Genomic DNA, 26,277 nt, shown 5'->3' with positions numbered 1-26,277 from the left:
ACCCGCCCATGAGTACCGGCGCCCCGACGACAGCCAAGCCATCGGTCACGAGCCGGTTCAACGCCGACACCATCCTGCGTGAACCGCTGCTCGGGCCGCTGGTGGCGCTGGTCCTGGCCATCGTCATCTTCAGCGCGATCTCGGATTCGTTCCTCAACCCGCAGAACGTCTCGTTGATCCTGCAGCAGTCGGTGGTCATCGGCATCCTGGCCGTGGGCCAGACGCTGATCATCCTGACCGCCGGTATCGACCTCTCGATCGGCGCCATCGCCGTGTTCGGAAGTATCGTGCTGGCCCAGAGTGCCGGCGCCAGTGGCCCGTTCGTGGCGTTGGGGTCGACTCTGCTGGTGTGCGTGGTGTTCGGCGCGCTCAACGGCGGACTGGTCACGATGCTGCGGTTGCCGCCGTTCATCGTCACGCTGGGAACGTTCACCGCCATCCAGGCGGCGACCCGCCTACTCGCGGGTTCGGAGACCTACCGCGTGGAGCAGGGACCGCTCACCTTCCTGGGCACCTCGTTTCGCATCGGTTCGTTCGCCACCACCTACGGCGTCGTCGCGATGCTGCTGGTCTACCTGGTCGCGTGGTATGCGCTGAGCCAAACCGCCTGGGGCAAACACGTTTACGCGGTCGGTGGGAATCGGCAGGCGGCCGATCTGTCCGGGATCAAGTCCGGACGGGTCCTGTTGTCGGTGTACATCACCACCGGCGTCATCGCCGCCATCGCCGCGTGGGCTGCGCTCGGTCGCATCCCGAACGCCGACCCCAACGCCTATCAGAACGCCAACCTGGAATCGATCACCGCCGTGGTCATCGGCGGCACCAGCCTGTTCGGCGGCCGCGGCGGTGTCGGCGGAACACTGGTGGGCACGTTGATCGTCGGTGTCCTGCGCAACGGCCTCACCCAGGCCGGCGTCGACAACCTCTACCAGAACATCGCCACCGGCATCCTGGTGATCGTCGCGGTGGCCGTGGATCAGTTCGCGCGCAGGAGATCACAATGAGTGACACACCCGTGCTGGAAGCCCGCGGCCTGGTCAAGAAGTACGGCAGCGTGACGGCCATCAACGGTGCCGACTTCGCGTTGCGCAGCGGTGAGGTGCTCGCCGTCATCGGCGACAACGGTGCCGGCAAGTCGAGTCTGATCAAGGCGCTCGCGGGCGCGGTGATCCCGGACTCCGGGCAGATCCTGATGAACGGGACCCCGGTGTCGTTCAGGAACACCCGCGACGCGCGCGCCGCCGGAATCGAGACGGTGTACCAGGACCTGGCGGTGGTGCCCGCACTGGACATCGCGTCGAACCTGTACCTCGGCCGCGAGGTGCGGCGGAAAGGTCTCGCGGGCAGCATCTTTCGCAGACTCGACATGCCGAGGATGCGCCAGGAGGCCGCCCAGCACCTGACCGACCTCAAGATCGGCATCAAATCGGTGAACCAGGCGGTCGAGACGCTCTCGGGTGGACAACGCCAGGGCGTGGCGGTGGCTCGGGCCGCAGCATTCGGTCGCGGCGTGATCATCATGGACGAGCCGACCGCCGCGCTCGGCGTGCGGGAGTCCGGACAGGTGATCGACCTGATCCGGTCGATCCGTGACCGCGGCATCCCGGTGGTGCTCATCAGCCACGACATGCCGCATGTGTTCGAAGTGGCCGACCGCATCCACATCCACCGGCTCGGGAAACGCGCCGGTGTCGTCGATCCGAAGAAGCGGTCCATGTCCGAGGTGGTCGCGCTGATGACCGGTGCGGAGGAGCCGACCGATGGGGAACGCGCCGGTATCTGAGAAGGCCCCCGTCGGGGTCTTCGTCGGATTGGCCACGCTGGATGTCATCCACCGCATCGCGAAACCGCCTGCGGTGAACCAGAAGATCACCTCCAGCGCGCAGTTCGTCTCCGCCGGCGGACCGGCCGCCAACGCCGCCGTCACCTTCGCGGCATTGGGCGGTGACGCCACTCTGGTGACCGCGCTCGGTGCCGAGCCGGTCGCCGACCTGATCCGGGCGGAGCTGGCCGCCTATCGGGTGACCGTGGTCGACACGGCGGCCGGTCAGCACCGGGCGGTACCGGTCTCGGCCGTGTCGGTCGTCGAAGCGACCGGTGACCGCTCGGTAATCTCACTGGATGCGGTGAACTCCGACGCGGCCCCACCGGAGAACCTCGCCGGACTGTTGACCGGTGCCGACGTGGTGCTCGTCGACGGGCACCATCCGCTGATCGCCCGGGCGGCCGCCCAGCGAGCCGCGTCGCGGGGTACCACCGTCGTGGTCGATGCCGGACGCTGGAAGCCGGTGATGGCCGATCTCGCGCCGCACGCAACGGATATGGTGTGCTCCAACGACTTCCGAACGCCCGGCGCCGACGCGCCGGATGCGACGGCCGCCGCGCTGGCCGGCATGGGTGTGCGGACCGTCGTCATGACCCGCGGCGGCGACCCGGTGCAATGGTGGTCGGGCGGCAGCTCCGGATCGGTGCCGGTGCCCACGGTGGACGTGGTGGACACCCTGGGCGCCGGCGACGCGTTCCACGGTGCCTATGCCTACTACACGACGCATGCCGGCAGCCTCGCTGAACGCATCGATCGCTGCGCCCGGGTGGCCGCACTACGGTGTTCGATGGTCGGGCCGCGGGTATGGCTGGACCATCTGCCCAACAAGCACAGTCGGAAGCGGGAACGGTGACCCTCGAGCAGGATGCACAGGACGCCACACTGGACCAGTTGGTCGAGTGGGCCAGGGCGCTGATCGTCACCGGCGAACGTCGCATCCTCGGACTCACCGGCGCACCCGGGGCGGGCAAGTCCACCGTCGCCGAGCAGATCGTCACCGCGTTGGGTCCGCAGCTCGCCGTCCTGGTTCCGATGGACGGTTTCCACCTGGCCAACGAGGTGCTGATCGACCTGGGACGCCGGGACCGCAAGGGCGCGCACGACACGTTCGACGACGGCGGATACGCCCGGCTCGTCGCGGCCATGCGGACCCAGCGCATCGACGACCCGGTGGTCTATGCGCCGCGCTTCCACCGCGAGATCGAGGAGTCCATCGGTTCGTCCATCCCGGTCCCGCCGACGGTGCCGCTCGTCGTCACCGAGGGCAACTACCTGTTGCTGGACTCGGACGCCTGGCCGGTCGCCCGCGCCCATATCGATGCGGTCTGGTTCTTGGCCCCGGACACCGATATCCGCCACGACCGCCTGGTGCGACGGCACCAGGCGTACGGAAAGTCGCGGCAGGAAGCCGAGTTCTGGGCACTGGGCTCCGATGAGCGCAACGCCCGGCTCATCGAGTCGACCGCCGGCCGCGCGGACCGCGTAGTGCGCCTGCGATGACGACGATGGGTGACGTCGCGCGTCTCGCCGGCGTCTCGGCCTCCACGGTCTCGCACGTGCTCAACGGCACCCGCAAGGTCAACACCGCCACCCGCCTGCGGGTCGAGGCGGCCATCGAGGAGGTCGGCTATCGGCGCAACGGGGTGGCACGATCGCTGGCGGCGGGACGGACGCACACCGTCGGGCTCTCCATCTCGGCGCTGACCAACCCGTATTTCGGGAGTCTGGTGCACGCCGTGGAGCGTGCCCTGTCGGATGCCGGCTACGTCCTGATCGTCGGCGATTCCCACGATGACGTGACATCGGAACAGCGGGTGACCGGCTCACTGCTGGACCGTCAGGTCGACGGGATGATCGTGGCCCCGGCGGCCGGTTCGGAACGCGTCACGCTTCCCGAGATCACCCGCACCGCAACACCGCTGGTCCTGATCGACCGGGGCGTCGATGTCGGATGTGACCGGGTGGTCCCGGAGAACTTCGCCTCGGCGAAGGGGCTGACCGAGCATCTGCTCGAGCTCGGGCACCGCCGGATCGGTGTCGTGCGCGGCCTTGCCGGGATCACCTCCACCATCGAGCGGTTCGACGGTTACTGTGCCGCACTGGCCGACCGCGGTATCGCCGTCGACCCGGCGTTGGTGGCCGACGGCGAGTCCAATACCGATGTGGCCGAGCGCGAGGTCGCGTCGCTGATGTCGCGTACCGACCGGCCGACCGCCTTGGTCTCACTTAACAACGCGATGACCATCGGCACGCTGAAAGCGGTTCGCGCATTGGGGCTTTCGATACCCGGAGACGTGGCGTTCTCGTGTTACGACGATTTCGAATGGTCGGACCTGTTCGAGCCCAGGCTCACCGCGGCCGCGCAGGATGTCGAGACCATCGGCGTCAAGGCCGTCGAGTTGCTGCTACGCCGCATCCACGGTGACGACGATGCCCCGCAACACATTCGGGTACCGACGACGTTTCATCACCGCAATTCGTGCGGCTGCACCCTTTGAGGCCGGCGGTACCGAGTTTCCACGAGTCACCGCAGGTGCTCTGGCGGACATACCCCACGCAACGCTTAGGCGACTTCGACCTCACGGTCGTTGATCCGCGCATCTGCCTCGACGCCAACAACCTTGCGGCCGATCTCGCCGCGACATCGGTTCCACGGCGGCGAAAACCCAGCGCACCCGCAACAGCACGACCCTCACGTCAAACTCGGCCAACGGTCTGCTGGCCTATCCGGGCAGAGAGCCTCATCGCCGCTGAAGGTCGGCCGGAGCGCCCGGAAGAAGTGGGTTGAAGATCACCACCGAGCACTGGGTGTCGGTACAGCACGATCCCCGGACGTATCCGAACTGAGTGGCAGCCCCGGGCCGCACGCGATGTTCTCGTGAACATAATGTGCGCAACCTGGCGCCGACACGGCCGCACCCGGACGATGGAATCGAGGTCGTATATCGAGAGGTCGTGAGCGTGGTTTCAGCGCAGATTGCAGAATGCACCCGTAAACCGCACTGGTCGTTGGCGCGGACGTGGTTGTTACAGCCGGGCATCCCCGGCGGTGGCGAGGCATTCGATGGCGCTACCGCCGGAAACGCCGACGCGGTGGTCCTCGACATCGAGGACGGTCTGCCCGACGCGCAGAAGAACGACGGCCGTCACGCGGTGGCCGAGTGGCTCACCGGCGGCGGAAACGCCTGGGTCCGGATCAACTGCACGACCCTGCCGGCCTGGTCCGCCGACCTGGACGCCGTCGCTCACGCGCCGGGACTGACCGGGGTGATGCTGGCCAAGGTCGAGACCGCCGAGGACGTCGCCGCCACCGCCGCCCGGCTGCCCGCAGGCATGCCGATGGTCGCGCTGATCGAGTCGGCGCTGGGCATCGAGGCCGCCCTGGACATCGCCCGCAGCCCGGCATGCAGTCGCATCGCCTTCGGCGTCGGCGACTTCCGCCGCGATACCGGGATGAGCAACGACCCGACCGTGCTGGCCTACGCGCGGGCCAGGCTCGTGATCGCCAGCCGGGCCGCTCGGCTGCCCGCGCCGATCGACGGTCCCACCCTGCGCAGTGCCGCCAATCACCTGGCGCGCGAGACCGCGGTCACCAAGGCCGCGGGGATGACCGGCCGGCTGTGCCTGGATCTGGCCCATGCCGAGACGATCAACACCCTGCTGAGTCCCTCACCGATGGAGATCGACGAGGCGCGCGCCACCCTCGCGCGGCTGGACGCACCCACCGGTGCCTACGACGGCAGCGTCGGCCCGACCCGTGCCCGCGCCGAAGCCGTGCTCGAGCTTGCCGCCAAGCTGGGCCTGCTCTGACCCGTCCGGGCTGCTGACAGCGGTGCGGTGGACATCGACACCCCGGAGTTCGTAACCTGTCCCAGTCATGTAGAGCCGGGCCAAGATCGGTCCTTGCAAGCGAAGGATCGTGACGACCGAATGACCCGGATGCGCCATTCACTGCGAACGGCGTGCGGTTCAGCGGCTGCGATCCTGCTGCTGGCCATGTCGCCCGGGAACGTGGTCGCCGACCCTGCCGCCGATGCGTTGGCCAAGCTCAACGAGCTGTCCGCCCAGGCACTGCAGACCCGCGAGGCCGTCACCGCCGCGCAACACGATGTCGACGCGAGGATGGCTGAGCAAACCGTGGCGGTGGACCGACACCGCGCCGACGCGGAAGTCCTCGCGGTCGCCAACGCGCAGTTGCAGCCGTTCCAGGACGCCGCCGACCGGGTGGCGGCGATGACCTACATGAGCGGGCGCGCCAGCCAGATGTCGGCGCTGCTGACCGCGAGTTCCCCGCAGCAACTCATCGACCGGCTTTCGCTGAACCGGGCGATCGCCGACGGCAGCGCCGACCAGTTGGCCGATCTCAAGGCGGCCCGTGAACGCGCGACCACCGCCGCTCAGGCTTCGGAGCGCTCGGCCGCCGGTGCCCGCGCCGCCGCCGAGCGTGCCGCCGCCGTGCGGGCCGAATTGCAGGCCAAGTGGAAGGATCTGCTGGGTCAGATCGCGGCCGCCGAGGCGCAGTACGCGGCTTTGACACCCCAGCAGCAGGCGATGGTCGACAGCGCTCCGCCGCCGGCCGCGGTCCCGCCCGGTGCGGTCCCGCCACCGTTGCTCGCCGCCGCCCAGGTCAACATCCCGGAGGCGCTGCCCGTCGGGGTGGCCAACGAGTCCGGTCTGCAGCCCAACGCGGTGCTGGCGGCCCGGGCGATCAGCCAGCAGTTCCCGCAGATCTCCGAGATCGGCGGTGTCCGTCCGGACCCGAAGCCATGGCATCCCAGCGGCCTGGCGATCGACATCATGATCCCCAACTCGAGCAGCCCCGAGGGCATTGCGCTGGGCGACCAGATCATGGCCTACGCAATGGCCAATGCGGGACGGTTCGGGTTGCAGGACGTCATCTGGCGCGGCACCTATTACACGCCGGCCGGTCCGCAGGCCTCCGGCTACGGGCACTACGACCACGTGCACATCACCGTCATGCCGCGCCGCTGACTCACACCGCGTCGAAGGGCGCCGCGTAGCGGAAGATGCCCGTCCGGCCGGTGTACCGGCTCAGGGCGCGCACCTGGAAGTGGTCACCCCATGTCGGATCCGGTGCAGTGATCCCGGCCGACCGCGCGGGTAGGAAACCGAAACGCCGGTAGTAGCCCGGCTCCCCGAGCAGGCCCACCAGGGACTCGTCGAGTGCCTCGGCGGCACCGAGGACGGCGTGCATGAGGGCCGACCCGACGCCGGATCGCTGCCGGTTCGGCACGACGCTGAGTGGCCCGAGACCGAGCGCGGGCAGATCCTGCACCCAGGCGCGGGTGGCGATGACGTGACCGACGATGGCGCCGTCCTCGACCGCGACCAGGGACAGTTCCGGGATCCAGCCGGCATCATCGCGTAGGTGCGCGACGAGCGTCACCTCGCCGGGGACGTCACCCGCCCCGACGGGCGGCGCGCTGCGCGCGGCGCTCCGGAAGGCGGCGGCCGTGACGGAATCGACGGCTGCGATATCGGCCGCAACCTCTCGTCGGATCAACACGAGGCCACGGTCGTGCACAACCGCACTCGCCGTCAACAGATTTCCGGCGTCGACCTGGTCAGGGGTGGAAGTTCCACTGCCCGCAGTCGCGCGCCAGCACGTCGTTGACGTCGACGCGGATACCGCCGACCACCGGCCCCGGATTCGAGGCGGTGTCGATGATGCGCTGGTAGAGCACAGCACCCGGGAAGATCTGGCCCTTGGACCACGACCGGGTCTGCCAGGCCCATACCTTCCCCGGCGTGCCCGACCGCCCGATCACGCCGTCTTCGGTGGCCCACTGGCAGGTGTTGATACCACCGTAGACCCCGGTGCGCAGCACACCTATGACCGAGTTGATACCGCGAAACCAGGGCAGTGCCAACGTTTCCCAGGCATGGCGGTCGATATCGTCGTCCACACTGAAATAGATCGGCGCGGTGCTGCCGCCGCCGGCCGCGGTGTGCAGCGACCATGCGGTGCGTGCGTCGGCGACACCGCCGGCATAGCCACGGGTGAAATCTGAGGGAGCCGTCCCGCCGGGCTTGCCGTACTGGAAATTGCTGACGATGATCAGGCCCGCGGCGGTCAACGACTGCGCGTACGGCAGGGTGATCGGCTTGGCGCCGAAGGACGAGCCGGGCCGTGACGTCGACACATAGTTGATCACGCCGGCGTGCCCGGCCGCCCGGATGTCGGCGGCCGGGATCTGACGCATCGCGTAGTCGATCAACGTCGGGGCGGCCGCCGACGCGGTGGGGGTACTGGTGGCGACGCCCAGACCGGCCACCGCGGACGCCGCCGCGGCAAGACGCAGCGCATCGCGGCGTGAGACGGGGCGCGAGTGCAGACGGCCCGTCGTCCGCGGCGAGTCCGGCATGGTGCAGATGTTAACACCAGTGACAATTGTGAACGCTGTTGCCGCGACGGAGTGGCGTCCTATGACAGCGCGAAATCCGCAGCGGCCTCGACGTGTAGCTGCGTCGTCGGGTACGTCGGGATGTCGACATCGCCCGGCCGGATCAGGAGTTCGACCTCGGTGCAGCCCAGGATCACCGCCTGCGCGCCGGTGGCGACGAATCCGTCGATGACGCGGCGGTACCGGTCGCGGGACTGCTCACGAATCACGTTGTGGCACAGCTCGTCATAGATGATGTCACTGACGCGTCGCCGGTCTGTGGGCTCCGGGACGACGACCTCGATACCGTGGCCCCGAAACCGCTCGGTGTAGAACGACTCCTCCATGGTGAACGCCGTCGCCAGCAGCCCGACGCGGGAGACACCGTCGGCGGCGATCCGTCGGGCGGTGGTGTCGGCGATGTGCAGAAACGGCACCGTCACGGCGCTTTCGATTGCCGCCGCGACATGGTGCATGGTGTTGGTGCACAGGATGATCGCCTCGGCGCCGGCGGCCTCGAGCCGACGGGCGGCATCGCTGAGGCGCTCCGCCACCGCGTCCCAGTCACCGGCCAGTTTCAGCGCCTCGATCTCGGCGAAGTTCACCGATGCCAGCACCAGGGCGCGGAATGCAGGCCGCCGCATCGGTGGGCGATGGCCTCGTTCAGCAGTCGGTAGTACTCGGCCGTACTGACCCAACTCATCCCACCGATCATGCCGATGGTGCGCATCATTCGACCCTTCCTCGCATCGGCCCCCGCACGGCCGAGGTGACCAGTTGGCGGCGCAGTCGTCCATTCGATATCCGGAACAGGTGGCTCATCGCACGCGCGGTGCCGCGCACGTCCTCACGCGCCGTCAGGTAGGTCCAGCGGTGGGCGGCAGGCAGCGAGAAGAAGGTCTCGAAGAAATCCGGCACCTCGTCGGCGGACATGCGCAACAGCGCCTCCAGGCCGATCCGGCGGAAACGGTGAATCGTGCGCGCCGATCGCGGCCAGACGATCTCGCGGGCCGCCGCCAGAGCGGCATCCCGACCGGCCGGCAGGTGAGCGGCCAGCGCACCGGCGACCTCGGGAGCCAACTGCAGCGACGCGGCCACGCTGAACCCGGTGGCCGGGTGCACCAGCGGGGCGGCCGCGCCGAACCCCACCACATCGGAGCCGTCGTGGCGCGGTTGGTCCAGCGGGAACCACACCTTCTCGTCGCGCGGGTTCTGCGGTATCGCCACATCGTGGTGGGCCAGACGCGCATGCAGTCGCCGGCGCAGCGTCGCCAGCGGCAGCCCCGGCCGCCGGGCCAGCGAGGTCTCCTCGACCAGCACTCGATCACCGCCGAGTGGGACGACGTAGAGGAACGTCGGCCAGCCGAACTCGCCGTGATCGGCACGCCAGTCCATGAACAGCGCTTCGCCCGGCTTCGTCAGCGGCACAACAGCATCCGCGTCCAACACCACGCCGTACGCGGTCTGATCGGCGGAGGTGCGGGCCGAGCCGGTGCGGGCCAGCGGGCGGGCCCGGCCGCCGGCGTCCACGATCACCGACGCACGCAGCCGCGATCCGTCGGCCAGGGCCACCACACCGCGTTCCGGTGATCCGACCACGCGCCCGGGGTGCACCCGCACGCCGTCGAGCCGGTCGGTGAGGTGCGCCTGCAGGGCGGGCACGTCCAGGACGGCGTACTGCCAACCCAGTGCGTGTTCGGTCACCGCGATCGCGCGCCCGACGGCGCGGGCCGCGACCACCGAATCCGGTAGGTCGGCCGGCAGTTCGGCTTCCCACATGCCGTAGGTGGCCGTCCACGGCCGTTCCGGCGCCGGGTCTACCAGCCCGGTGTCCAATCCCAGCCGCCCGCACGCGCCCGCCAGGGCCATACCGGCGGGACCACCACCGACCACCAGAACGTCCATGCGTGCCTCAGCTCAGCGTGAACGGGTCACCGACGCCGACCGTGCCCTCGATCACCACATCGAAGTACGCGCCCGCGCAGGGCAGCCGCCCCAACCCGAAGGAATCGACGAGATTCTCCGCCGCCGGGACGCGCAACGCCTGCGGCGCGCGCTGCAACTGCCCGTGCTCCAGGGTCGGGATCACGCATCGGGGGGTGGCACCCATGCCCTTCAGTGTCGCGCCACCCACCGTGAAAGTGCGCTCAACCCAGTCATTCTCACTGTAGGCGGGATAACCCGGCGGTGTTTCGATGACGATGTTGGGCCGGTAGCGCGCCGCCTCGGTGCCGATCTGCTGCAGCGTGGCGGTGGTGATCACGTGCAGCGGCGCCAGATCGACGAAGGAGTCTCCCGGTGTCGCCTCCCCGAGCTCCAGCAGCGGCGCGTCCACCACGGCGTCCAGGCCGCGTTCGAGCACCTGATCGGGATCGGCGCGCTCCAGGCTCGCCCCGGCCGGGCGGCGGGTGGCCACCCGCACCGGCCGTGCCACCAGGTCGGAGAGCGCCTCGTCGAAACCGGCCTCGCCCGGGGACACCTGCGTGCCGTCGGGCAACCGCACCAGTATGCGGTCCCCGTGCAACGCGGCGCTGCATTGCAGCAGTGCCCGCCACAGCCGCGCCTGCTTGGCGCTGGCAACCCGCCCGGTCTCGGCGTCGATCAGGGCCAGGCGGCGGTCACCCACCGCTCCCTCGGGTCCGACCTGCAGCGTGCGGACCGTCTCGCCGAGCATCGACTTGACGGGATATCGGTGCAGGCTCGCCACGTGCAGCGCGTCTCCGGTGGTCATACCCGAACACTACGCACCCGCACCGGGCCACGCGCTCCCGGTGACGACGGTGTCCGAGCAGTCACTGCAGGGGTGAATCGGGGATCGGATCCAGCACCAGCGTCTCGGCACCGGTGATCGGTCCGATATCGAAATCCGCGTGACCATCGATGAAACCAGCGCTGTGCCGGTACTTTTCGGCCAGTGCCCGCGTCCGCCCTCAGCCGCGGGTGTCGATCACCTGGTCGGCGATCTCGGCCAGCCGGGTGTTGCTGTCCTGGGACAGCTTGCGCAGCAGCGCGAACGCCTGCACCGCGTCGATGTTGAAGCGTTCCATGATGATGCCCTTGGCCTGCCCGATCCGGTCGCGGCTGGCCACCGCCGATTCGAGTTCCTCGCTCTGCCGGCTGGCCAGGATCGCGGCGGCGGCGTGGGCGGCCAGCACCATGCCCGTGGTCTCGGCCTTGGCGCTCCAGACATTGGGGTGGTGACTGAACAGATTCAGGGCTCCCGCGGTGCGGTTGGCCGTGTAGAGCTTGAACGACAGCCCGCTGAGCACCCCGTGTTCCAGCGCGGCGGGGGAGTACTTGGGCCAGCGGTCCTCACTGCGGAAGTCGTCGGTTCGTACCACCACATCGTCGAGGGCCGCCTGCATGCATGGCCCCTCGTCGAACCGCATCTGCAGCTCGTCGAGCTTCGGCGGCAGATCATCGGTGCCGGCCACCGAGCGGTACTTCGAATCCTTGCCGATCAGCAGGATGCCGGCGGTGTCGGCCTCCGGGATCAGCTCGATCGCCGCGGTGGTGACATCCCGGAGCACGTCCTCGACGCTCTGCAACGCCAGCGAGCGCGCGAGGTCCGCCATCCGGTGGGACAGCTCGTTGTTGTGTGCAGAGGTCATTCCGCCACCCTAGGAGGCTTGAACAGCCGCGTACAGCGCAGGTGGTGCGCGCCGTTTCTGCCGTGACGCGCGGGGTACCCAGGTCGACCAGGAGGAAACGACTGTGACCGACCGCGATCGAATCGCCGATCCCTGGGGCCGCCGCACACCCTATGGGCCCGGCCAGCCGTGGCCGGAACGGGTGGATCGCTACCTGCAACCGGGAGTTTCAGCCTCGGACGTCGGGTCAACCCGGCCACGATTCACGACTCCTCGGCCGACCGACTGACGGACCCGCTGATCCGCTCGGCGGGCGCGCTGGTGCGCACCGACTGGGACACCGCGATGGGCCGCATCGTCGAGCGCACCCAGCAGCTGCTGGCCGAGCACGGTCCAAGTTCGATCGCCTTCTACACCTCCGGGCAGCTCTTCATCGAGGAGTACTACACCCAGGCCGTGATCGCGCACGGCGCCATCGGCACCAACCATGTCGACGGGAACACCCGACTGTGCACCGCCACCGCGGCCGAAGCGCTCAAGGAATCCTTCGGCTGTGACGGCCAACCGGGCTCCTATACCGATATCGACCACGCCGACGTCATCGCGCTCTACGGGCACAACGTGGCCGAGACGCAGACGGTGCTGTGGATGCGGATGCTCGACCGGCTGGCGGGCCCGAATCCGCCGGAGATCATCTGCGTGGATCCGCGGCCGACGCCGGTCGCCCGGCACGCCACCGTCCACCTGGCGCCGCTGCCCGGGACGAACGTCGCGCTGATGAACGGCATCCTGAGGGAAATCCTCACCCACGGGTGGATCGATCACAGCTATGTCGACGCGCACACCGTCGGATTCGCCGAACTGGAGAAGCGTGTCGCGGAGTTCCCGCCCGAGCGGGTCGCCGAGATCTGCGGGATCAAGGCCGACGACGTCCGGCGCGCCGCCGAGGTGATCGGATCCGCGCAGCGCCTGACATCGACTGTGTTGCAGGGCTTCTACCAGTCGCACCAGGCGACGGCCGCCGCGGTGCAGGTCAACAACGTCCATCTGGTCCGCGGAATGCTGGGCAAGCCCGGGTGCGGTGTGCTGCAGATGAACGGTCAACCGACCGCGGAGAACACCCGCGAATGTGGCGCCGACGGCGACCTGTCCGGATTCCGGAACTGGGCCAACGACTCTCACATCCACGATCTGGCAACGCTGTGGAACATCGATGACACGCAGATACCGCATTACGCGCCACCCACGCACGCCATGCAGATATTCCGGTATGCCGAGCAGGGCGCGGTGCGCATGCTGTGGGTGACGGCCACCAATCCTGCCGTCTCGCTGCCGGACCTGGCCCGGATCCGCCGGATTCTCGGCCAGGAGCGGTTGTTCCTGGTGGTACAGGACATCTTTCCCACCGAGACCACCGAACTCGCCGACGTGGTACTGCCGGCCGCGGCCTGGGCCGAGAAGACCGGGACCTTCACCAACGCCGACCGCACCGTCCACATCTCAGAGAAGGCCGTCGACCCACCCGGACAGGCGCGGCCCGATCTGGACATCTTCCTCGACTTCGCGCGCCGGATGAACTTCCGTGACAGGGACGCAAAGCCGTTGCCGCACTGGAATTCTGCCGAGGAGGGCTTCGAGGCCTGGAAACAATGCAGCGCAGGCCGGCCGTGTGACTACACCGGACTGAGCTACGACCGGCTGCGCGGCGGCAGCGGAATCCAATGGCCCTGCAACGACGAACATCCCGACGGCACCGAGCGGCTCTACGCCGACGGGAACTTCTTCGCGGATCCGGATTACTGCGAGGCCTACGGCAAGGACCTGATCACCGGCGCACCCTTGGAACCCACCGAGTACCGGGCCATGAACCCCTACGGCAGGGCCGTCATCAAGGCCGCCGAATATGTGCCCGCACACGAACGACCCAGCCGGCGATATCCGCTGGTGCTGATCACCGGCCGCACGGTGTACCACTTCCACACCCGCACCAAGACCGGCCGCACCCCTCAGTTGCAGGCCGCCGCTCCCGACGTCTGGGTGGAACTGTCGGCCGAGGATGCCCGGCGTGCGCGCATCGCCGACGGCGATGACGTCGAGATCTGTACCGCGCGGGGCCGTGTCGTGGCGAAGGCACGGATCACCGAAATGCGCCAGGGTGTGGTGTTTCTGCCCTTCCACTACGGCTACTGGGATGAGGCCTCCAGCGATCATGCCCGCGCGGCCAATGAGCTGACCCTCACCGACTGGGATCCGGTGTCCAAACAGCCCCTCTTCAAGACCGCCGCCGCCGCCATCCGCCGCATCCCCGGAGAGTCCCGATGAGCAAGATCGCCCTGGCCATCGTCGAACTGCATCGCTGCGAACGCCGTCTCGCCGGCGATCTGCGATCGGTGGGCGCCCGGCACCACAGCGAGCACGACATCTTTCATCTCGCGCACGACCTCGCGGTTTGGTCCGAAGAACATGTCGCGGTACTGGCCGACCACGGTCGTCAGCACGGACTGCGGCTGTCGGCGACACCGCGTCGCGGCCGGACACACCGGCTGCAGATCATCCTCAGTGACGCCGTACGCCGCAGGCCCGAGCCGGCCCTGCTGCTGCTGGCCGATCTGCGGCGTATCCACCGCGTGGCGGCCGGCGCCTCGCTGGACTGGGAGCTGCTGGCCCAAGGCGCACAGGCCATCAAGAACGATGAACTGCTCGCCGTCACCCAGCGCTGTCACCCGCAGACCCTGCGGCAGATGCGCTGGGCGAACGCCATGCTCAAGGAGCTGGCACCGCAGGCTCTGGCCGGCTGAAAAGCACCGTGTAGACGCGTCCGGATCGGGTACCTCCCCACCATGCGCCTGGGCGTTCTCGACATCGGTTCCAACTCGGCGCAGTTGCAGATCGTCGATGTGACTGCCGGTGGCCCGCCGCTGCCCGCACAAGCCATCAAGGCGCCGACCCTGCTGGGCGGCGAGGTCGAACCGGACGGATCCATCAGCGACAAGGGCGTGCAACGCGCCGCCGAAGCGGTGCGGGCCGCCATCGAAACCGGTGACCGGCACGGTATCGACGAACTGTACGTGTTCGTCACCTCCGCCATCCGTGACGCGACCAACCGCGAGCTGGTGCTGGACCGGATCGAGCAGGCCGGGGGCATCCGCTCGCAGTATCTGTCCGGCGATGAAGAGGCCCGGCTCACCTATCTGGCGGTGCACCGCTGGTACGGCTGGTCGGCGGGCAAGCTGCTGTTGCTCGACATCGGCGGCGGATCCATGGAGATCGTGCTGGGCCGCGACGCCGAACCGCAACTGGCGATATCGCTACCGCTGGGCGCCGGTCGCCTCACCCGCCGATTTCTGCCCGACGATCCCCCGACACGAGCGCAGATCAAATCGATGCGCAGGTATATCGGTGAGACGCTCGGGGAGATCGCCGACCGGGTGCGGTGGGAGGGCGATCCCCGCCGGGTGGTGGCCACATCCAAGACGTTCAAGCAGTTGTGCCGGCTCGCCGGCGGAGCACCGCAACGCAAGGGACCGTTCGTCCACCGGGGTTTCACCCGACAGGATGTGCAGAAGTGGGTGCCGCGGCTGAGCGCGATGACCGCCGCCGAACGCGAGAAGCTGCGCGGGGTCTCCGCACCGCGCGCTCCGCAGATCCTCGCCGGCGCCATTCTCGCCGACCGGACCATGGCCGCGCTCGACGTCGACGCGGTGGAGGTCTGTCCGTGGGCGCTGCGGGAAGGCATCGTGCTGCTGCACCTGGAGTCGATGGAACGCATCATGCCGTGCTCGCTGCAACCGGTGAAGCGGCGTGAGCACCAGAACGCCAATGTGACGGCGCTCTCACGCTGAGGCGCTTGACTCTCTCCCCGCGGGAGACCTGACGGTGGAGACATGACACTCCAGCAGAACCAGCGCAGCCACCCCGCATGGGAGGGGTTGCCCGAGAAGATCAAGACCTATCTGAGCGCGCACGCCGGCGGCGACGGTGCCACCGCCCTCACCGCGTTCACCACCGATGCCGTGGTGACCGACGAGGGACGGGACCACAGCGGCCGCGAGGCGATCGCGGCGTGGCTTGCCGAGTCGGCCGGCGAGTACACCTACACCACCGAATTCACCGGTGCCGCCACGACCGATGACGGTCGCATCGACGTCCTGCAGCATCTGGCAGGCGACTTCCCGGACGGTGAGGCGGATCTGTACTTCCGGTTCACCTTGGCCGGTGAGCTGATCAGCCGGTTGGTGATCGAACCATGACGCGGCGGTGGTTCATCACCGGCGGCACGCCGGGTGGGTTCGGCATGGCCTATGCCGATGCGGCGCTGGAAGCGGGGGACCGGGTGGTGCTGACCGCCCGCCGTCCCGACGAACTGCACGACTGGGCGCGCAAGCACGGCGACCGCGTGCGCGTCACCGCCCTGGACGTCACCGACAGCGCCCAGGTACGCGCGGCGGTGCGCGACGCCGAGGAACATTTCGGCGGGATCGACGTGCTGGTCAACAACGCAGGCCGTGGACATTACGGATCGATCGAGGGCATGGACGACCAGGCGGTGCGACGCATGTTCGAGCTGAACTTCTTCGCGGTGCTCGACGTGACCCGGGCGGTGCTGCCGGGTATGCGCGCCCGTGGCGACGGCTGGATCATCAACATGTCCTCGGTGGCCGGACTGACCGCGGTCACCGGGTTCGGCTATTACAGCGCCACCAAATACGCCGTCGAGGCCGTCACCGACGCGCTGCGCGAAGAAGTTGCCGCGCAGGGCATCAAGGTCATGGCGGTCGAACCCGGTGCCTTCCGCACCCGCGCCTACGCCGGCTTCGCCGACGAGCCGATCAGCGAGGCCGTGCCCGATTATCACGAGATGCTCGAACAGGTACGTGCCGCGATGATCGCGCAGGACGGGACGCAACCCGGCGACCCCCGCCGCGGTGTGCGCGCGGTGCTCGCCGCGATGGCCCAGGATGCGCCGCCGCGGCGACTGGTCCTGGGCAGCGGCGGATTCGACGCCGCCGTCGACGCACTCGAAGGCACGGTGCGCGATATCCGCGCCGGCGAGTCACTCTCGCGGGGAGCGGATTTCGACTGACCCTCCGGCGGTCGGGGCCAGGCGGAAGACCGGCCACCCGATCTCGGTGCGCCAGCGCGCCGGGTCGGTGGTGTCGCGTGGCCCCACCAGGTAGGTCTCGTAGATCGGACCGTCCACGGCCAGTGCGTGTTCCACCACCCAGGAGCCCAGTCGGCCATAGCTGATATCGATATCGTCATGCGGCCCGGGGTGCACCGTGACCGCCAGTTCCGTCGCGGGCAACTCGATCACCTCGATCCGCCCGGACGGCCAGGGGCGGCGCACCGGTCGGAACACGGCCAGCGTCCCGGCCCCCTGGGTGAACAGATCGTTGGAGTAGTACCCCCCGGGCGGCCCCGTCCGCTCCGGCTCGGGGAAGCGGGCATCCAGTTCGGCCATCGCCGAGTCGTACCACGTCAACGATTCGGTAAGCAGCACAGACCCTTTCACCCCTGCGACGGTGCGGCCGGGTAGCGATCGCAGCTCGACGTCGATACCGCCCGGTTGCGGGTGCAGCAGGCGCTGCAGGGACACCAGCGATGCGCGGGTCCGGTCGAGTTCCTCCTGCAGCCGGCGCAGGTGCCCGGTGATGACGGCGGCCCGCCGGTCGGGGTCGTCGGTGGCCAGGATCGACCGGACCTCGGCCAGCGGCACGTCGAGTTGGCGCAGTTGGTGGATGACCTGTGCGGTGGGGATCTGCTCGGCGGCGTAGTACCGGTAGCCGGTGTCGGGGTCGACGGTGTCGGGCACCAGCAGGCCGGCTTCGTGATAGCGCCGCAGGGTGCGCACACTCAGCCGGGTCAGCGTGGCGAACTCGCCGATGCTCAGCCGCATGAAGGTCCTTCCACTCGTCGCACCGTCGGTCGGGAAGACCGCCGGTGATCACTGTGCAGGTACCGACGGCCTCGTTCAACATCGGCCGGATTCCGAAGCGCCCGACGTGGGTAGACAACTACATCTGCCACAGTCAGGAAGGCGTGTCTGCCATGAACAGAGCGGCGGTCGACGAACCCGATGACACCTCACTGCTGAAGGTTCTCGGCAGCTGGGACGTGCTGGCGCTCGGCTTCGGCGCCATGATCGGCTTCGGCTGGGTGGTGCTGACCGGGGACTGGATCAGCTCCGCGGGCACCTTCGGCGCCGTGCTGGCGATGACCGCCGGCGGCGTGATCATGGCCGTGGTCGGTCTGACGTACGCCGAACTCACCGCGGCCATGCCGAAGGCCGGCGGGGAGCACAACTTCCTGTTACGCGGGATGGGTCCACGCTGGTCGTTCATCGGCTCGTGGGGCATCGTCGGCGGGTACGTCACCATCGTGGCCTTCGAGGCGGTGGCCCTACCCAGAACCGCGCTGTACCTGTTCCCGGACCTCAACCAGATCCGGTTGTGGGAGGTCGCCGGCAGCGAGGTCTACCTGACCTGGGCCCTGGTCGGCGCCGTCGCGGCGGTCATCATCACCACCGTCAACATCCTCGGGGTCAAGTTCGCCAGCATCGCGCAGACCTTCGTGGTCCTGCTGCTGGTGATCATCGCGCTGATGCTGATCTTCGGATCGTTCACCGGCGGGTCGGCCCAGGACATGCGACCGTTCTTCACCGGTGGCGCGGCCGGATTTTTCGCAGTGCTCGTCGTCGTGCCGTTCCTGTTCGTCGGCTTCGATGTCATCCCGCAATCGGCCGAAGAAGTCCACGTGCCGGCGCGCCAGGTCGGCCGTCTGGTGGTCGTCGCCGTCATCCTGGCGACCATCTTCTACGTCACCGTCATCGTGACGACGTCCTCGGCGATGCCGGCCGGCGAACTGGCCGGCGCCGATATCGCCACCGCGGACGCGTTCGGCGTGCTGTTCGGCAGCGACTTCATGTCCAAGATCCTGATCGCCGGCGGCATCGCGGGCATCCTGACCTCGTGGAATTCCCTGCTGCTCGGCGCCTCCCGGCTGATGTACTCGATGGCGCGCTCGGGCATGCTGCCCGCCTGGTTCGGCGTGCTGCATCCCCGGTTCCGCACGCCGATCAACGCGCTGCTGTTCATCGGCGGTCTGTCGTTCCTGGCCCCGTTCCTCGGCGAGGCGATGCTGGGCTGGCTCGTCGACTCCGGATCCCCGAGCATCGTCATCGCCTACCTGCTGGTGTCGGTCGTCTTCCTGATCCTGCGCCGACGGGAACCGCAGATGGACCGACCGCTGCGGGTGGGCGGCGCCGGCGCCGGCGGATTGCTCATCGGCGGTGCGGCGGTGGTGCTGTGCGCCGCGCTGCTGAGTCTGTATCTGCCGGGTATGCCCGCGTTCCTGGACGTGCAGCCCTGGATCCTGTTCGGCGCGTGGTGGGCGCTCGGCGCGGTCTTCCTGCTGCGCATCCCGACGGGAATCGCCCCCGGCGAGGATGCCGAGCATCGCCTATTGGCGCGGTTGAAGCAGCGGCGGTGAACGGCGCTTCGGGGCCGAACTACTCCTGGCTGGAGCTGGAATCGGTCAGCCGCCCCATCACCCACCCGGCATTGATGCCATGGATGACGATCGACAACACGATCGTGAAGGCGACAATCGACCAGATCCTCCCAGCCTCCGGTCCGAGATCGGTGTGCGTCAGCGCGAAGGACGCATAGTAGATCGACCCGATCCCGCGGATGCCGAAAAGTGCTGTGATTAACCGTTCTTGGCGGTTCATCCGGGTGTATCGCAGAAGGGAGAGCCATCCGGCGATCGGTCGGACCACGAGAATCAGCAGCATTCCGACCAGAGCGCCCTGCCAGGACAGCGACGACAGGATTCCCGTCGTGAGCGCCGCGCCGAGCACCAGCAGCACGACGAGCGTCAACACGTGCTCGAGATCCTCGATGATGCTGTGCATCTCTTCGTGGTAGTCGCTGCCGCGCTCGATCCGGCGAATGGCCAACGCACAGCAGAACACCGCGATGAATCCGTAGCCACCGATGAGTTGGGTGAGGCCGTACACGGCGAGGACGGCGGCCGGGGCCACGATCGGTTCGCCGCGGTCGGCGAGCCTCGCCTTCGGGATCGGGAAGTGGAAGAAGGCGCGTCCCAGCAGGTCACCCACCACCGCGCCGATGATGATGCCGACGGCGATCTTGCCGACGAGATCCCAGCTGAACCAGCCGAGCAGCCAGGTGTTCGCGGGCTTCGCGGTGGCCATCAAAAGTGCCAGGTATACGAACGGAAATGCCAGGGCGTCGTTGATGCCGGCTTCGGAGGTGAGCGCGAACCGCACTTCGTCGTCCTCTTCGGACGAGCCCTCGCCGGGCGTCGGGCCCTCCACCTGGACGTCGGATGCAAGGACGGGATCGGTGGGCGCCAACACCGCTCCGAGCAGAACCGCGGCGGCGGGTGTCAGCGCCGCGGCCCACCAACCCAGGAAGGCCACCGCGGCAATGCACAACGGCATGGCGATGGCGAGCAGCCGCCAGGTGCTCGCCCAGGTGCGCCAACTCAGCGGGCGGTCGATCGCCAGCCCCACGCCCATCAACGCAACGATCACGCACAGTTCGGTGAGATGTTCGGTGATCGATGACGTCGCCATCAGCGCGGTGGGGTCGAACCCGCCCAGCCCGAGTACGAGACCGCCCAGAGCGCCGATCCCCAGCACGAGCATCGGCGCCGTGATCGCGCGATTGCGGAACAGGCGCGGGATGGTCGCCGCCGCCAACAGTGCGATTCCGGCGAGCAGGTACACCTGTTCGACGCCGTCTTCGGTCATCGCATTCGCCGGCTCCCGTTCATGCCATCTGTCGATGCGCGGAGTCAGTCGAACTACCCCGCCCAGACGGGTCCGAAACCGCATGGGAGATCGCAACAACGCCGGCGGTGCCGGAGACGAGCCCGCGACCGCCGTGCGGTCAGTCCTGCGCGGGAACCACGTCCGTCCCGGATCCCTTGGTCGACGCCTTGGCCCGGTTCTCCGCCCGCACCGCTCGCTTACCGCGTACGAAGCCGGTCGCCGAGACCGTTGCCGACAGCAGTGCGTTCTCACCGCCGGTGAACGGATGGAACCCGACTCCGGCCCCGCCGCGGCCCTTGACCGGGATATCGGCGACTTCGGTGACCTTCCAGCCCTTTTCGGATATCGACAGGATGGCCTCACCGTTGCGGCAGGACAGCGGGAGCGCCGCGATGACCTCGTCACCGTCGCCGGCGGCGAGCTTCACCCCGGCCACGCCGTTGCCCGCGGCGCCCTGCGGGTTGACTGCCGCGGGGTCGATGCGCAGAACCTTCCCGCGCCGCGTCACCAGGGCCAGGTGATACCCGTCGGGCAGCACGCCCGAACACAGCAGTCCGGTGATATCCGGGGCCACCGGGATATCGCGGATCTTGAACGGCAGGCCGTTGCCGGTGGTGAACTTCACCCGGCCGTCGGTCCACACCGCCCAGCCCAGACCGGAGGTGAGCAGCTCGCCGTGGCTGTCGGAGAACACGCCGCGGTCATCTAGACGCCACGCGGCATTGACCTTCTTCTCCCGCGGCCCGTCGTCGTCGGCACCGGCCGATACCGGAGTGGCGTCGAAGTCCAGTACGGTGCGCCGGTCGTATTCGGGACCCTTGAACAGTTTCGCGGTCTCGACCAGTTCGCTGTCGATGACCTTGCGGCGCGCATCGGGGTCGGCCACCAGCTCGGAGAGCTCCGCGAACTCGGCGTCCAGCTTCTCGGCCTCGGCCTGCAGTTCGATCACGTCGAGTTTCGTCAGTCGCCGAAGCTGAAGTCCGAGGACGTAATCGGCCTGCTCGGCGTCGATCGCGAATCGGTCCTGCAGACCCTGGCGGGCCTCGTCGACGGTCTCGGAGTTCCGGATCACCGCGACGGCGGCATCGATGTCCAGATGGATGGTCATCAGACCGGCCACCAGGTGACGGCGCGCGGTGACCTTCTCCAACCGGTACTCGCTGCGGTGCAGCACCACCGAATCCCGCAGGTGCAGGAATGCCGAGATCAATTCGCGCACCGACCACCAGCGCGGCACCCGGTTCTCGTCGAGTGCGACCAGGCTGGCCGCGAACGTCGACTCCAACGGCGTCAGCGCCAGCAGCTGTTCACGGATCTGCTCGGCGTTGTGTCCGCGTTTGGCGGTGACGACGATGCGCAGTCCGTTGCGGCGGTCGGTCAGGTCGGACATGTCGGCCACCCCCGACAGCTCACCGGACTCGACCAGCGCCCGGATCCGGTCCTGCACGGTATTGCTGGCCACACCGGGCGGTAATTCGGTGATGATGCAGTTCTTACCCTCGACCGACACCGTGCCACGCACGGTGAATGCGCCACGGCCCGTGGTGATGTAGTCGCGCAGGCCGGCGGTGCCGACCACGCTGGCCCCGCAGCCCCAATCCGGACCGGGGATGAGCTTCACCAGCCGGTCATCGGTCATGTTCGGGGTCTTCAGCAGGGCCCGGCAGGCGGCCATCACCTCGCGGGGGTTGTGCGCGGGGACCTTGGTGGCCCAACCCTCGGCGATGCCGACCGCACCGTTGCACAGCAGCACCGGCCACTGCGCCGGCAGCATGGTGGGCTCGGTCCATTCGCCGTCGAAGGTCTGCATCATCGGCACCGCGTGACTGTCCAGTTCGGCGGTCAGCGCCGCACCCGGTGCGGACAGCCGCATCTCGGTGTAGCGGTCGGCCGCCGGGATGTCGCCCTGGATGCGCGGGAACGCACCCTGGCCGTCGATGACCTTGACGCGCTGGAACTCGGCGGCCATCAGCGCGGCGGCCCCGTACATCGATGCCCCGCCGTGCGGGTGCAGGTTGCCGGTGACCGCCGAGCAGATCTTCGACGATTTCTGAGGCTTGTTGCCGGGGAACAACTTCGAATCGTGCATCTGGTAGAGCAGCCGACGCTGGCCCGGCTTGAGACCGTCGAATGCCGACGGGATGGCGCGGTCGCTGACGCTGTAGAGCGCGAAGGTCAGCTGATAGTGGTTCCAGTAATCGTCGGCGCTCTGGTCGAGCACCAGATCCGGATTCTGTTCGGGAACGTCCAGGGTGGCGGTCACAGTGGTTCTTTCCTAGGTGAGGTCCAGCGCGGAGGTGTCGACACGGGAGGCGATATCGGCCATCCACGTGCGTCGCCCCTCCGGCGGCCCGCCGAACAAGGTGTGGTGCAGCTTCTTCTCACCGTCATCGGGGTGCACCCGAATCACGGTGCGGCGCTGCGGATCCAGCACGGTGTTCCAGAAGTCGTCGGCGTCCATCTCGCCGAGGCCCTTGTTGCGCTGCACCTCGACCCGGCGTTTGGAGGTGGCCTTCAGCTGTGCCACGGCGGCGTCGCGTTCGGACTCGTCCTGACAGTAGATCCGGGCAGTGCCGTCCTTGACGACGAACAGCGGCGGCAGGGTGACATAGACCATGCCCGCCTCGACGAGCGGCCGGTAGAAGTCCAGGAACATCGAGATCAGACTCGAGTTGATGTTGCCGCCGTCGGGATCGGCGTCGGAGGCGAACAGGATGCGGTCATACCGGCACAGTTCGGGGTCGCAGCTGTCGCGGATACCGCAGCCCAGGATGCGTTCGATGGCATCGAATTCGTCCTTGATGCGGGCCTTGCTCACGGTGAACCCATAGACGTTGGGCGGCTTGCCCTTCAGCGGGAACGCGGCCTGGAAGGTGGCATCGCGTGCTGCCTTGATGGTGCCCAGCGCCGAGTCACCCTCGCACAGAAACAGTTCGGCGCCGGACCCGCGTCCGGTCTCGCGGCTCGGCAGCAGCTTGGGGGGCAGCGACAGGTTGGTGCCCAGACCCTTGGCCTTCGACGCCGCCCGCGAGCGCGCCTTGGCGCCCTCGGCGCTGCGACGCGCCCGGGCGGCCTCCAGCGCCAGCTTGGTCCACAGTGAGACGGTGTCGCCGTTGGCCGGATTGGCCGCCCAGATGGTGACGCTGCGGGCCACGTCCGGGGCCATCGCCACGTTCAGCGACCGCGACGACACGGCGGTCTTGGCCTGGGAATCCCAGGCCACATCGGGTGCGCGGGTGTCGACGGCCAGTGCGGTGACCGCCGCGAAATCCTGCGGTTCCGGACCGTCCTCCCCCTTGGCCAGGCCCAGATCGCGGATGCGAGATGCCCGGTCGGCCAGGGCCTCCGACAGCCCCTTGACCGCGGCAGTCAGGTGCGAGCCGCCGCCGGGGGTGCGCACGGTGTTGCAGAACGCCGCAACGGTGGCCGGTTCGGCGGGCCCGGCGGTCAGCGACCACCGGAACGGCGTCGGACCGCGACCGGTGGTGTACTCCCCGCGGCCCTCCACGACGGCGCGCACACCGGGGACCGGGGTGTCGGCGGCCGCACACATCAGGTCGAGCAGGGTGTCGGTGCCCCACGGGCCGGTGAATGCTGCGAGCAGTTCCGGCCGGATGTCCGCACCGGGCCAGCCCTCGTCGACGACCGTCAGGTGCACCCCGGGCGACATCCGCGCGGCGGCGTGCGCCCGCAGCAGCACCTCGTTGATATCGATGGCCGAATCCGGCACGACTGCCTGGTCGAACAGGATGCGCACCTCGGTGCCGTGGGCGTCCGGTTTGCGGTTGCCGGCTCCGCGCAGCTTCTGGGTGTCGGCGCGGGTGAACGGCGCGTCCGGGTCGAATTCCTTGCCCTCGAAGACGCCCGGGTAGCCGCCACCGAAGCTCTGCAGGAAGGTCTTACCGCCGCGGCGCACCGTCACATCGGTGCGGGCGGAGATGAACACCGCTGCCGCGGCGCCGATTCCGTTCAGGCCGGCACCGGTGCTGGTCGCATCGGTGTGGGCGGAGAACTTGCCGCCGGCCCGTGCCGTGCCCAGGGTCTTGACGATGCCGTTCTTCCCGGTGGCCGGGTCGGTGTCGACGGGCAGTCCGCGACCGTCGTCGGCGACGCTGACCGAGCCGTCGGCGTGCAGGGTGATGGTCACCGTCGACCCGCCGTGGCCGGGGTCGGCGACCTCCTCGATGGCATTGTCGACCAGCTCGCGCAGTGCCGTGTTCAGCACGTCCAGACCCAGGTTCACCGCCGGCCGCAGGCGGGTGTGCTGGACATCGTCGAGCTCGGTGATGTCGGCGGCGGTATAACTCACTGCTTGTTCTCTCCATCGCGGGCGGGGGTGCCGGAGAAATCGTAGTCCGCCGATCCGACATCTCTGCGCATCCGAGTGCGGGGTGCGCCGGGCCCGGTCCGAAAGAACGTGCGTGGTCAGCCAGTGTGAGACCGCTTACATCGTCGCGTGTTGAGCGGACGCGGCGGATATCGGTGGCGGCCGGTCGCCGACCGGTCAGCCCGCCGGTTGGCCGCGGGATTCGCGCAGCGCGCGGCCCTGCTCGATGTCCTCGAGCTCCTTGGCCCGGTTCTTGTCGGACACCCGGTTGTCGCGCGGGGGCAGCTGGAGATCACGCTCGGCGGCGATACCGGCCTGTAGCTGTCGGCCCCGTTCCAGTTCGGCGTCCAGTTCGGCGCCGAACAGCAGCGCCAGATTGGTGATCCAGAGCCACAGCAGGAAGACGATCACCCCGGCCAGCGCACCGTAGGTCTTGTTGTAGCTGCCGAAATTGCCGACGTAGAAACCGAATCCGACCGATGCCAGCACCCAGAGCACGATCGCCACGGCGGCGCCGACACTGATCCAGCGGAACTTCGGCTGCCGCACATTGGGGGCGACGTAGTACAGCACCGCGACCGCACCGACGACCAGGATCAGGATGACGGGGAACCGGGCGATGTTCCAGGTGGTCTGGGCGGCCGGCCCGAGTCCGATCGCGTCGCCGAGCGCCGCGGCGACCGGCCCGCTGACGGCCAGCAGGAAGGCCACGACGGCGGCGGCAACCAGCCCGGCGAAGGTCAGCAGCAGCTGGGTGGGTCGCAGCTTCCACACCGGGCGGCCCTCGTCGACCTCGTAGATGCGGTTCATCGCACGTCCGAACGCGCCGATGTATCCCGACGCCGACCACAGCGCACCGGCGATGCCGATGACGAGGGCGATCCCGGCCGAGGGCGCCTCGACGAGCTGTTGGATCGGCGCGCGCAGGGTGTCGACGGCCGAGGACGGGCCGAGATCCTCGACGATCTGCAGAACGGCGTCGGTGGTGCGCTTGCCCTGGCCGAAGACGCCGAGCAGAGAAACCATCACCACCAGTGCGGGAAACAGCGAAAGCACCGCGTAGTAGGTCAACGCCGCCGCGAGGTCGGTGCACTGATCACCGCTGAACTCGCGGGCGGTCTTGCGCAGCACGAACAGTATCGAGGGCTTGCTCAGATCGGCCGGTGAATCCGGCTTCACCGGATCGTCGGGGTCCGGTGTCTCCTCCGGATCAGGATTCGCCCGCTCGATCTGAGGTGGGGGCACCGGCGTCGCCGGGTGCTCGGCCGGGCGACGCCGGCCGAGCAGGAAACCCGCGAGCACCCCGCCGACCGCCGCCATCAACCACTTCACCT

24 protein-coding genes and 1 pseudogene are annotated in these 26,277 nt (G+C 68.5%); 13 read left to right on the top strand and 12 right to left on the bottom strand.

From position 1 onward, the window contains the following. The first annotated feature begins 8 nt into the window (after positions 1 to 8). From ACWDUN_RS12915 to ACWDUN_RS12885, 7 genes are all read left to right on the top strand, one after another. Positions 9 to 1,004, top strand: coding sequence for an ABC transporter permease (locus ACWDUN_RS12915; protein ID WP_449929110.1), 996 nt, complete (start codon positions 9 to 11; stop codon positions 1,002 to 1,004). Beyond that, entirely contained in the window at positions 1,001 to 1,783 is a 783-nt protein-coding gene (locus ACWDUN_RS12910; RefSeq protein WP_449929108.1) for an ATP-binding cassette domain-containing protein, read from the top strand. The genes ACWDUN_RS12915 and ACWDUN_RS12910 overlap by 4 nt, the downstream gene beginning before the upstream one ends. Continuing rightward, positions 1,761 to 2,678, top strand: a complete 918-nt coding sequence (locus ACWDUN_RS12905; RefSeq protein WP_449929106.1) for a PfkB family carbohydrate kinase — start codon at positions 1,761 to 1,763, stop codon at positions 2,676 to 2,678. The genes ACWDUN_RS12910 and ACWDUN_RS12905 overlap by 23 nt, the downstream gene beginning before the upstream one ends. After that, positions 2,675 to 3,325, top strand: coding sequence for a nucleoside/nucleotide kinase family protein (locus ACWDUN_RS12900; RefSeq protein WP_449929104.1), 651 nt, complete (start codon positions 2,675 to 2,677; stop codon positions 3,323 to 3,325). Before ACWDUN_RS12905 ends, ACWDUN_RS12900 begins: the two co-directional genes overlap by 4 nt. A 5-nt stretch (positions 3,326 to 3,330) precedes the next feature. Beyond that, positions 3,331 to 4,323 (top strand): LacI family DNA-binding transcriptional regulator, encoded by a 993-nt coding sequence (locus ACWDUN_RS12895; protein WP_449929102.1) that lies wholly within the window; start codon positions 3,331 to 3,333, stop codon positions 4,321 to 4,323. Positions 4,324 to 4,780: 457 nt separating this feature from the next. Continuing rightward, complete coding sequence (locus ACWDUN_RS12890; RefSeq protein ID WP_449929101.1) at positions 4,781 to 5,635, top strand: HpcH/HpaI aldolase/citrate lyase family protein; 855 nt, start codon at positions 4,781 to 4,783, stop codon at positions 5,633 to 5,635. Positions 5,636 to 5,755: 120 nt separating this feature from the next. Beyond that, entirely contained in the window at positions 5,756 to 6,817 is a 1,062-nt protein-coding gene (locus ACWDUN_RS12885; protein WP_449929099.1) for a coiled-coil domain-containing protein, read from the top strand. Between the two features lies 1 nt (position 6,818). Here ACWDUN_RS12885 and ACWDUN_RS12880 read toward each other — a convergent pair whose 3' ends face one another. The 7 genes from ACWDUN_RS12880 to ACWDUN_RS12850 all read right to left on the bottom strand — a co-directional run bounded on the left by ACWDUN_RS12880 (position 6,819) and on the right by ACWDUN_RS12850 (position 11,840). After that, entirely contained in the window at positions 6,819 to 7,352 is a 534-nt protein-coding gene (locus ACWDUN_RS12880) for a GNAT family N-acetyltransferase (protein ID WP_449929097.1), read from the bottom strand. Positions 7,353 to 7,410: 58 nt separating this feature from the next. Then, positions 7,411 to 8,211 (bottom strand): DUF1906 domain-containing protein, encoded by an 801-nt coding sequence (locus tag ACWDUN_RS12875; protein ID WP_449929096.1) that lies wholly within the window; start codon positions 8,209 to 8,211, stop codon positions 7,411 to 7,413. 59 nt (positions 8,212 to 8,270) lie between these two features. Continuing rightward, positions 8,271 to 8,873: an aspartate/glutamate racemase family protein gene (locus ACWDUN_RS12870; RefSeq protein ID WP_449929094.1), complete on the bottom strand. Its 603-nt coding sequence runs from the start codon at positions 8,871 to 8,873 to the stop codon at positions 8,271 to 8,273. After that, positions 8,831 to 8,962 (bottom strand): hypothetical protein, encoded by a 132-nt coding sequence (locus tag ACWDUN_RS12865; RefSeq protein WP_449929092.1) that lies wholly within the window; start codon positions 8,960 to 8,962, stop codon positions 8,831 to 8,833. Before ACWDUN_RS12865 ends, ACWDUN_RS12870 begins: the two co-directional genes overlap by 43 nt. After that, a complete protein-coding gene (locus ACWDUN_RS12860) occupies positions 8,959 to 10,134 on the bottom strand; it encodes a lycopene cyclase family protein (protein ID WP_449929090.1) in 1,176 nt (391 codons plus the stop codon). The genes ACWDUN_RS12865 and ACWDUN_RS12860 overlap by 4 nt, the downstream gene beginning before the upstream one ends. A gap of 7 nt (positions 10,135 to 10,141) precedes the next feature. Further along, positions 10,142 to 10,960, bottom strand: coding sequence for an MOSC domain-containing protein (locus ACWDUN_RS12855; RefSeq protein WP_449929088.1), 819 nt, complete (start codon positions 10,958 to 10,960; stop codon positions 10,142 to 10,144). Positions 10,961 to 11,159: 199 nt separating this feature from the next. Continuing rightward, positions 11,160 to 11,840 (bottom strand): GAF and ANTAR domain-containing protein, encoded by a 681-nt coding sequence (locus ACWDUN_RS12850; protein ID WP_449929086.1) that lies wholly within the window; start codon positions 11,838 to 11,840, stop codon positions 11,160 to 11,162. 103 nt (positions 11,841 to 11,943) lie between these two features. Here ACWDUN_RS12850 and ACWDUN_RS12845 point away from each other — a divergent pair. The 5 genes and pseudogenes from ACWDUN_RS12845 to ACWDUN_RS12825 all read left to right on the top strand — a co-directional run bounded on the left by ACWDUN_RS12845 (position 11,944) and on the right by ACWDUN_RS12825 (position 16,902). Further along, positions 11,944 to 14,141 (top strand): annotated as a pseudogene (locus ACWDUN_RS12845) (molybdopterin oxidoreductase family protein). Further along, positions 14,138 to 14,617 carry a hypothetical protein gene (locus tag ACWDUN_RS12840; protein WP_449929084.1) on the top strand — a complete coding sequence of 160 codons (480 nt, stop codon included), beginning with the start codon at positions 14,138 to 14,140 and terminating at the stop codon, positions 14,615 to 14,617. The pseudogene ACWDUN_RS12845 and the gene ACWDUN_RS12840 overlap by 4 nt, the downstream one beginning before the upstream one ends. Before the next feature lie 42 nt (positions 14,618 to 14,659). Next, positions 14,660 to 15,661 (top strand): Ppx/GppA phosphatase family protein, encoded by a 1,002-nt coding sequence (locus tag ACWDUN_RS12835; protein WP_449929082.1) that lies wholly within the window; start codon positions 14,660 to 14,662, stop codon positions 15,659 to 15,661. Positions 15,662 to 15,703: 42 nt separating this feature from the next. Next, a complete protein-coding gene (locus ACWDUN_RS12830; RefSeq protein WP_449929080.1) occupies positions 15,704 to 16,069 on the top strand; it encodes a nuclear transport factor 2 family protein in 366 nt (121 codons plus the stop codon). After that, positions 16,066 to 16,902: an SDR family NAD(P)-dependent oxidoreductase gene (locus ACWDUN_RS12825; RefSeq protein ID WP_449929078.1), complete on the top strand. Its 837-nt coding sequence runs from the start codon at positions 16,066 to 16,068 to the stop codon at positions 16,900 to 16,902. Before ACWDUN_RS12830 ends, ACWDUN_RS12825 begins: the two co-directional genes overlap by 4 nt. Here ACWDUN_RS12825 and ACWDUN_RS12820 read toward each other — a convergent pair. Then, a complete protein-coding gene (locus ACWDUN_RS12820) occupies positions 16,873 to 17,715 on the bottom strand; it encodes a MerR family transcriptional regulator (protein WP_449929076.1) in 843 nt (280 codons plus the stop codon). The two genes, ACWDUN_RS12825 and ACWDUN_RS12820, sit on opposite strands and share 30 nt — an antisense overlap. 152 nt (positions 17,716 to 17,867) lie before the next feature. Between ACWDUN_RS12820 and ACWDUN_RS12815 the strand changes: the two genes are divergently transcribed. Then, the gene (locus ACWDUN_RS12815; protein WP_449929074.1) at positions 17,868 to 19,307 is read left to right on the top strand and encodes an APC family permease; all 1,440 of its coding nucleotides are present in this window, start codon (positions 17,868 to 17,870) and stop codon (positions 19,305 to 19,307) included. 19 nt (positions 19,308 to 19,326) lie between these two features. Here the strand turns inward: ACWDUN_RS12815 and ACWDUN_RS12810 are convergent, their stop codons facing one another. The 4 genes from ACWDUN_RS12810 to ACWDUN_RS12795 all read right to left on the bottom strand — a co-directional run bounded on the left by ACWDUN_RS12810 (position 19,327) and on the right by ACWDUN_RS12795 (position 26,263). Further along, positions 19,327 to 20,595 (bottom strand): cation:proton antiporter, encoded by a 1,269-nt coding sequence (locus ACWDUN_RS12810; protein WP_449929072.1) that lies wholly within the window; start codon positions 20,593 to 20,595, stop codon positions 19,327 to 19,329. A gap of 139 nt (positions 20,596 to 20,734) precedes the next feature. Beyond that, entirely contained in the window at positions 20,735 to 22,879 is a 2,145-nt protein-coding gene (locus ACWDUN_RS12805) for a DNA gyrase subunit A (RefSeq protein WP_449929070.1), read from the bottom strand. A gap of 12 nt (positions 22,880 to 22,891) precedes the next feature. Next, positions 22,892 to 24,925 carry a toprim domain-containing protein gene (locus tag ACWDUN_RS12800; RefSeq protein WP_449929068.1) on the bottom strand — a complete coding sequence of 678 codons (2,034 nt, stop codon included), beginning with the start codon at positions 24,923 to 24,925 and terminating at the stop codon, positions 22,892 to 22,894. A gap of 195 nt (positions 24,926 to 25,120) precedes the next feature. Beyond that, a complete protein-coding gene (locus ACWDUN_RS12795; RefSeq protein ID WP_449929541.1) occupies positions 25,121 to 26,263 on the bottom strand; it encodes a YihY/virulence factor BrkB family protein in 1,143 nt (380 codons plus the stop codon). Positions 26,264 to 26,277: the final 14 nt, after the last annotated feature.

The organism is Mycobacterium sp. NPDC003323 (genome assembly GCF_053589535.1).
This window is presented reverse-complemented; position numbering and strand designations above follow the sequence as displayed.

Excerpts from the sequence above, each read along its gene's own strand:
- ACWDUN_RS12915 (WP_449929110.1), top strand. The coding sequence starts at position 9 with ATGAGTACCGGCGCCCCGACGACAGCCAAGCCATCGGTCACGAGCCGG.
- ACWDUN_RS12910 (WP_449929108.1), top strand. The coding sequence starts at position 1,001 with ATGAGTGACACACCCGTGCTGGAAGCCCGCGGCCTGGTCAAGAAGTAC.
- ACWDUN_RS12905 (WP_449929106.1), top strand. The coding sequence starts at position 1,761 with ATGGGGAACGCGCCGGTATCTGAGAAGGCCCCCGTCGGGGTCTTCGTC.
- ACWDUN_RS12895 (WP_449929102.1), top strand. The coding sequence starts at position 3,331 with ATGGGTGACGTCGCGCGTCTCGCCGGCGTCTCGGCCTCCACGGTCTCG.
- ACWDUN_RS12885 (WP_449929099.1), top strand. The coding sequence starts at position 5,756 with ATGACCCGGATGCGCCATTCACTGCGAACGGCGTGCGGTTCAGCGGCT.
- ACWDUN_RS12875 (WP_449929096.1), bottom strand. The coding sequence starts at position 8,211 with ATGCCGGACTCGCCGCGGACGACGGGCCGTCTGCACTCGCGCCCCGTC.
- ACWDUN_RS12870 (WP_449929094.1), bottom strand. The coding sequence starts at position 8,873 with ATGCGGCGGCCTGCATTCCGCGCCCTGGTGCTGGCATCGGTGAACTTC.
- ACWDUN_RS12865 (WP_449929092.1), bottom strand. The coding sequence starts at position 8,962 with ATGATGCGCACCATCGGCATGATCGGTGGGATGAGTTGGGTCAGTACG.
- ACWDUN_RS12860 (WP_449929090.1), bottom strand. The coding sequence starts at position 10,134 with ATGGACGTTCTGGTGGTCGGTGGTGGTCCCGCCGGTATGGCCCTGGCG.
- ACWDUN_RS12855 (WP_449929088.1), bottom strand. The coding sequence starts at position 10,960 with ATGACCACCGGAGACGCGCTGCACGTGGCGAGCCTGCACCGATATCCC.
- ACWDUN_RS12850 (WP_449929086.1), bottom strand. The coding sequence starts at position 11,840 with ATGACCTCTGCACACAACAACGAGCTGTCCCACCGGATGGCGGACCTC.
- ACWDUN_RS12840 (WP_449929084.1), top strand. The coding sequence starts at position 14,138 with ATGAGCAAGATCGCCCTGGCCATCGTCGAACTGCATCGCTGCGAACGC.
- ACWDUN_RS12835 (WP_449929082.1), top strand. The coding sequence starts at position 14,660 with ATGCGCCTGGGCGTTCTCGACATCGGTTCCAACTCGGCGCAGTTGCAG.
- ACWDUN_RS12830 (WP_449929080.1), top strand. The coding sequence starts at position 15,704 with ATGACACTCCAGCAGAACCAGCGCAGCCACCCCGCATGGGAGGGGTTG.
- ACWDUN_RS12825 (WP_449929078.1), top strand. The coding sequence starts at position 16,066 with ATGACGCGGCGGTGGTTCATCACCGGCGGCACGCCGGGTGGGTTCGGC.
- ACWDUN_RS12820 (WP_449929076.1), bottom strand. The coding sequence starts at position 17,715 with ATGCGGCTGAGCATCGGCGAGTTCGCCACGCTGACCCGGCTGAGTGTG.
- ACWDUN_RS12815 (WP_449929074.1), top strand. The coding sequence starts at position 17,868 with ATGAACAGAGCGGCGGTCGACGAACCCGATGACACCTCACTGCTGAAG.
- ACWDUN_RS12810 (WP_449929072.1), bottom strand. The coding sequence starts at position 20,595 with ATGACCGAAGACGGCGTCGAACAGGTGTACCTGCTCGCCGGAATCGCA.
- ACWDUN_RS12795 (WP_449929541.1), bottom strand. The coding sequence starts at position 26,263 with ATGGCGGCGGTCGGCGGGGTGCTCGCGGGTTTCCTGCTCGGCCGGCGT.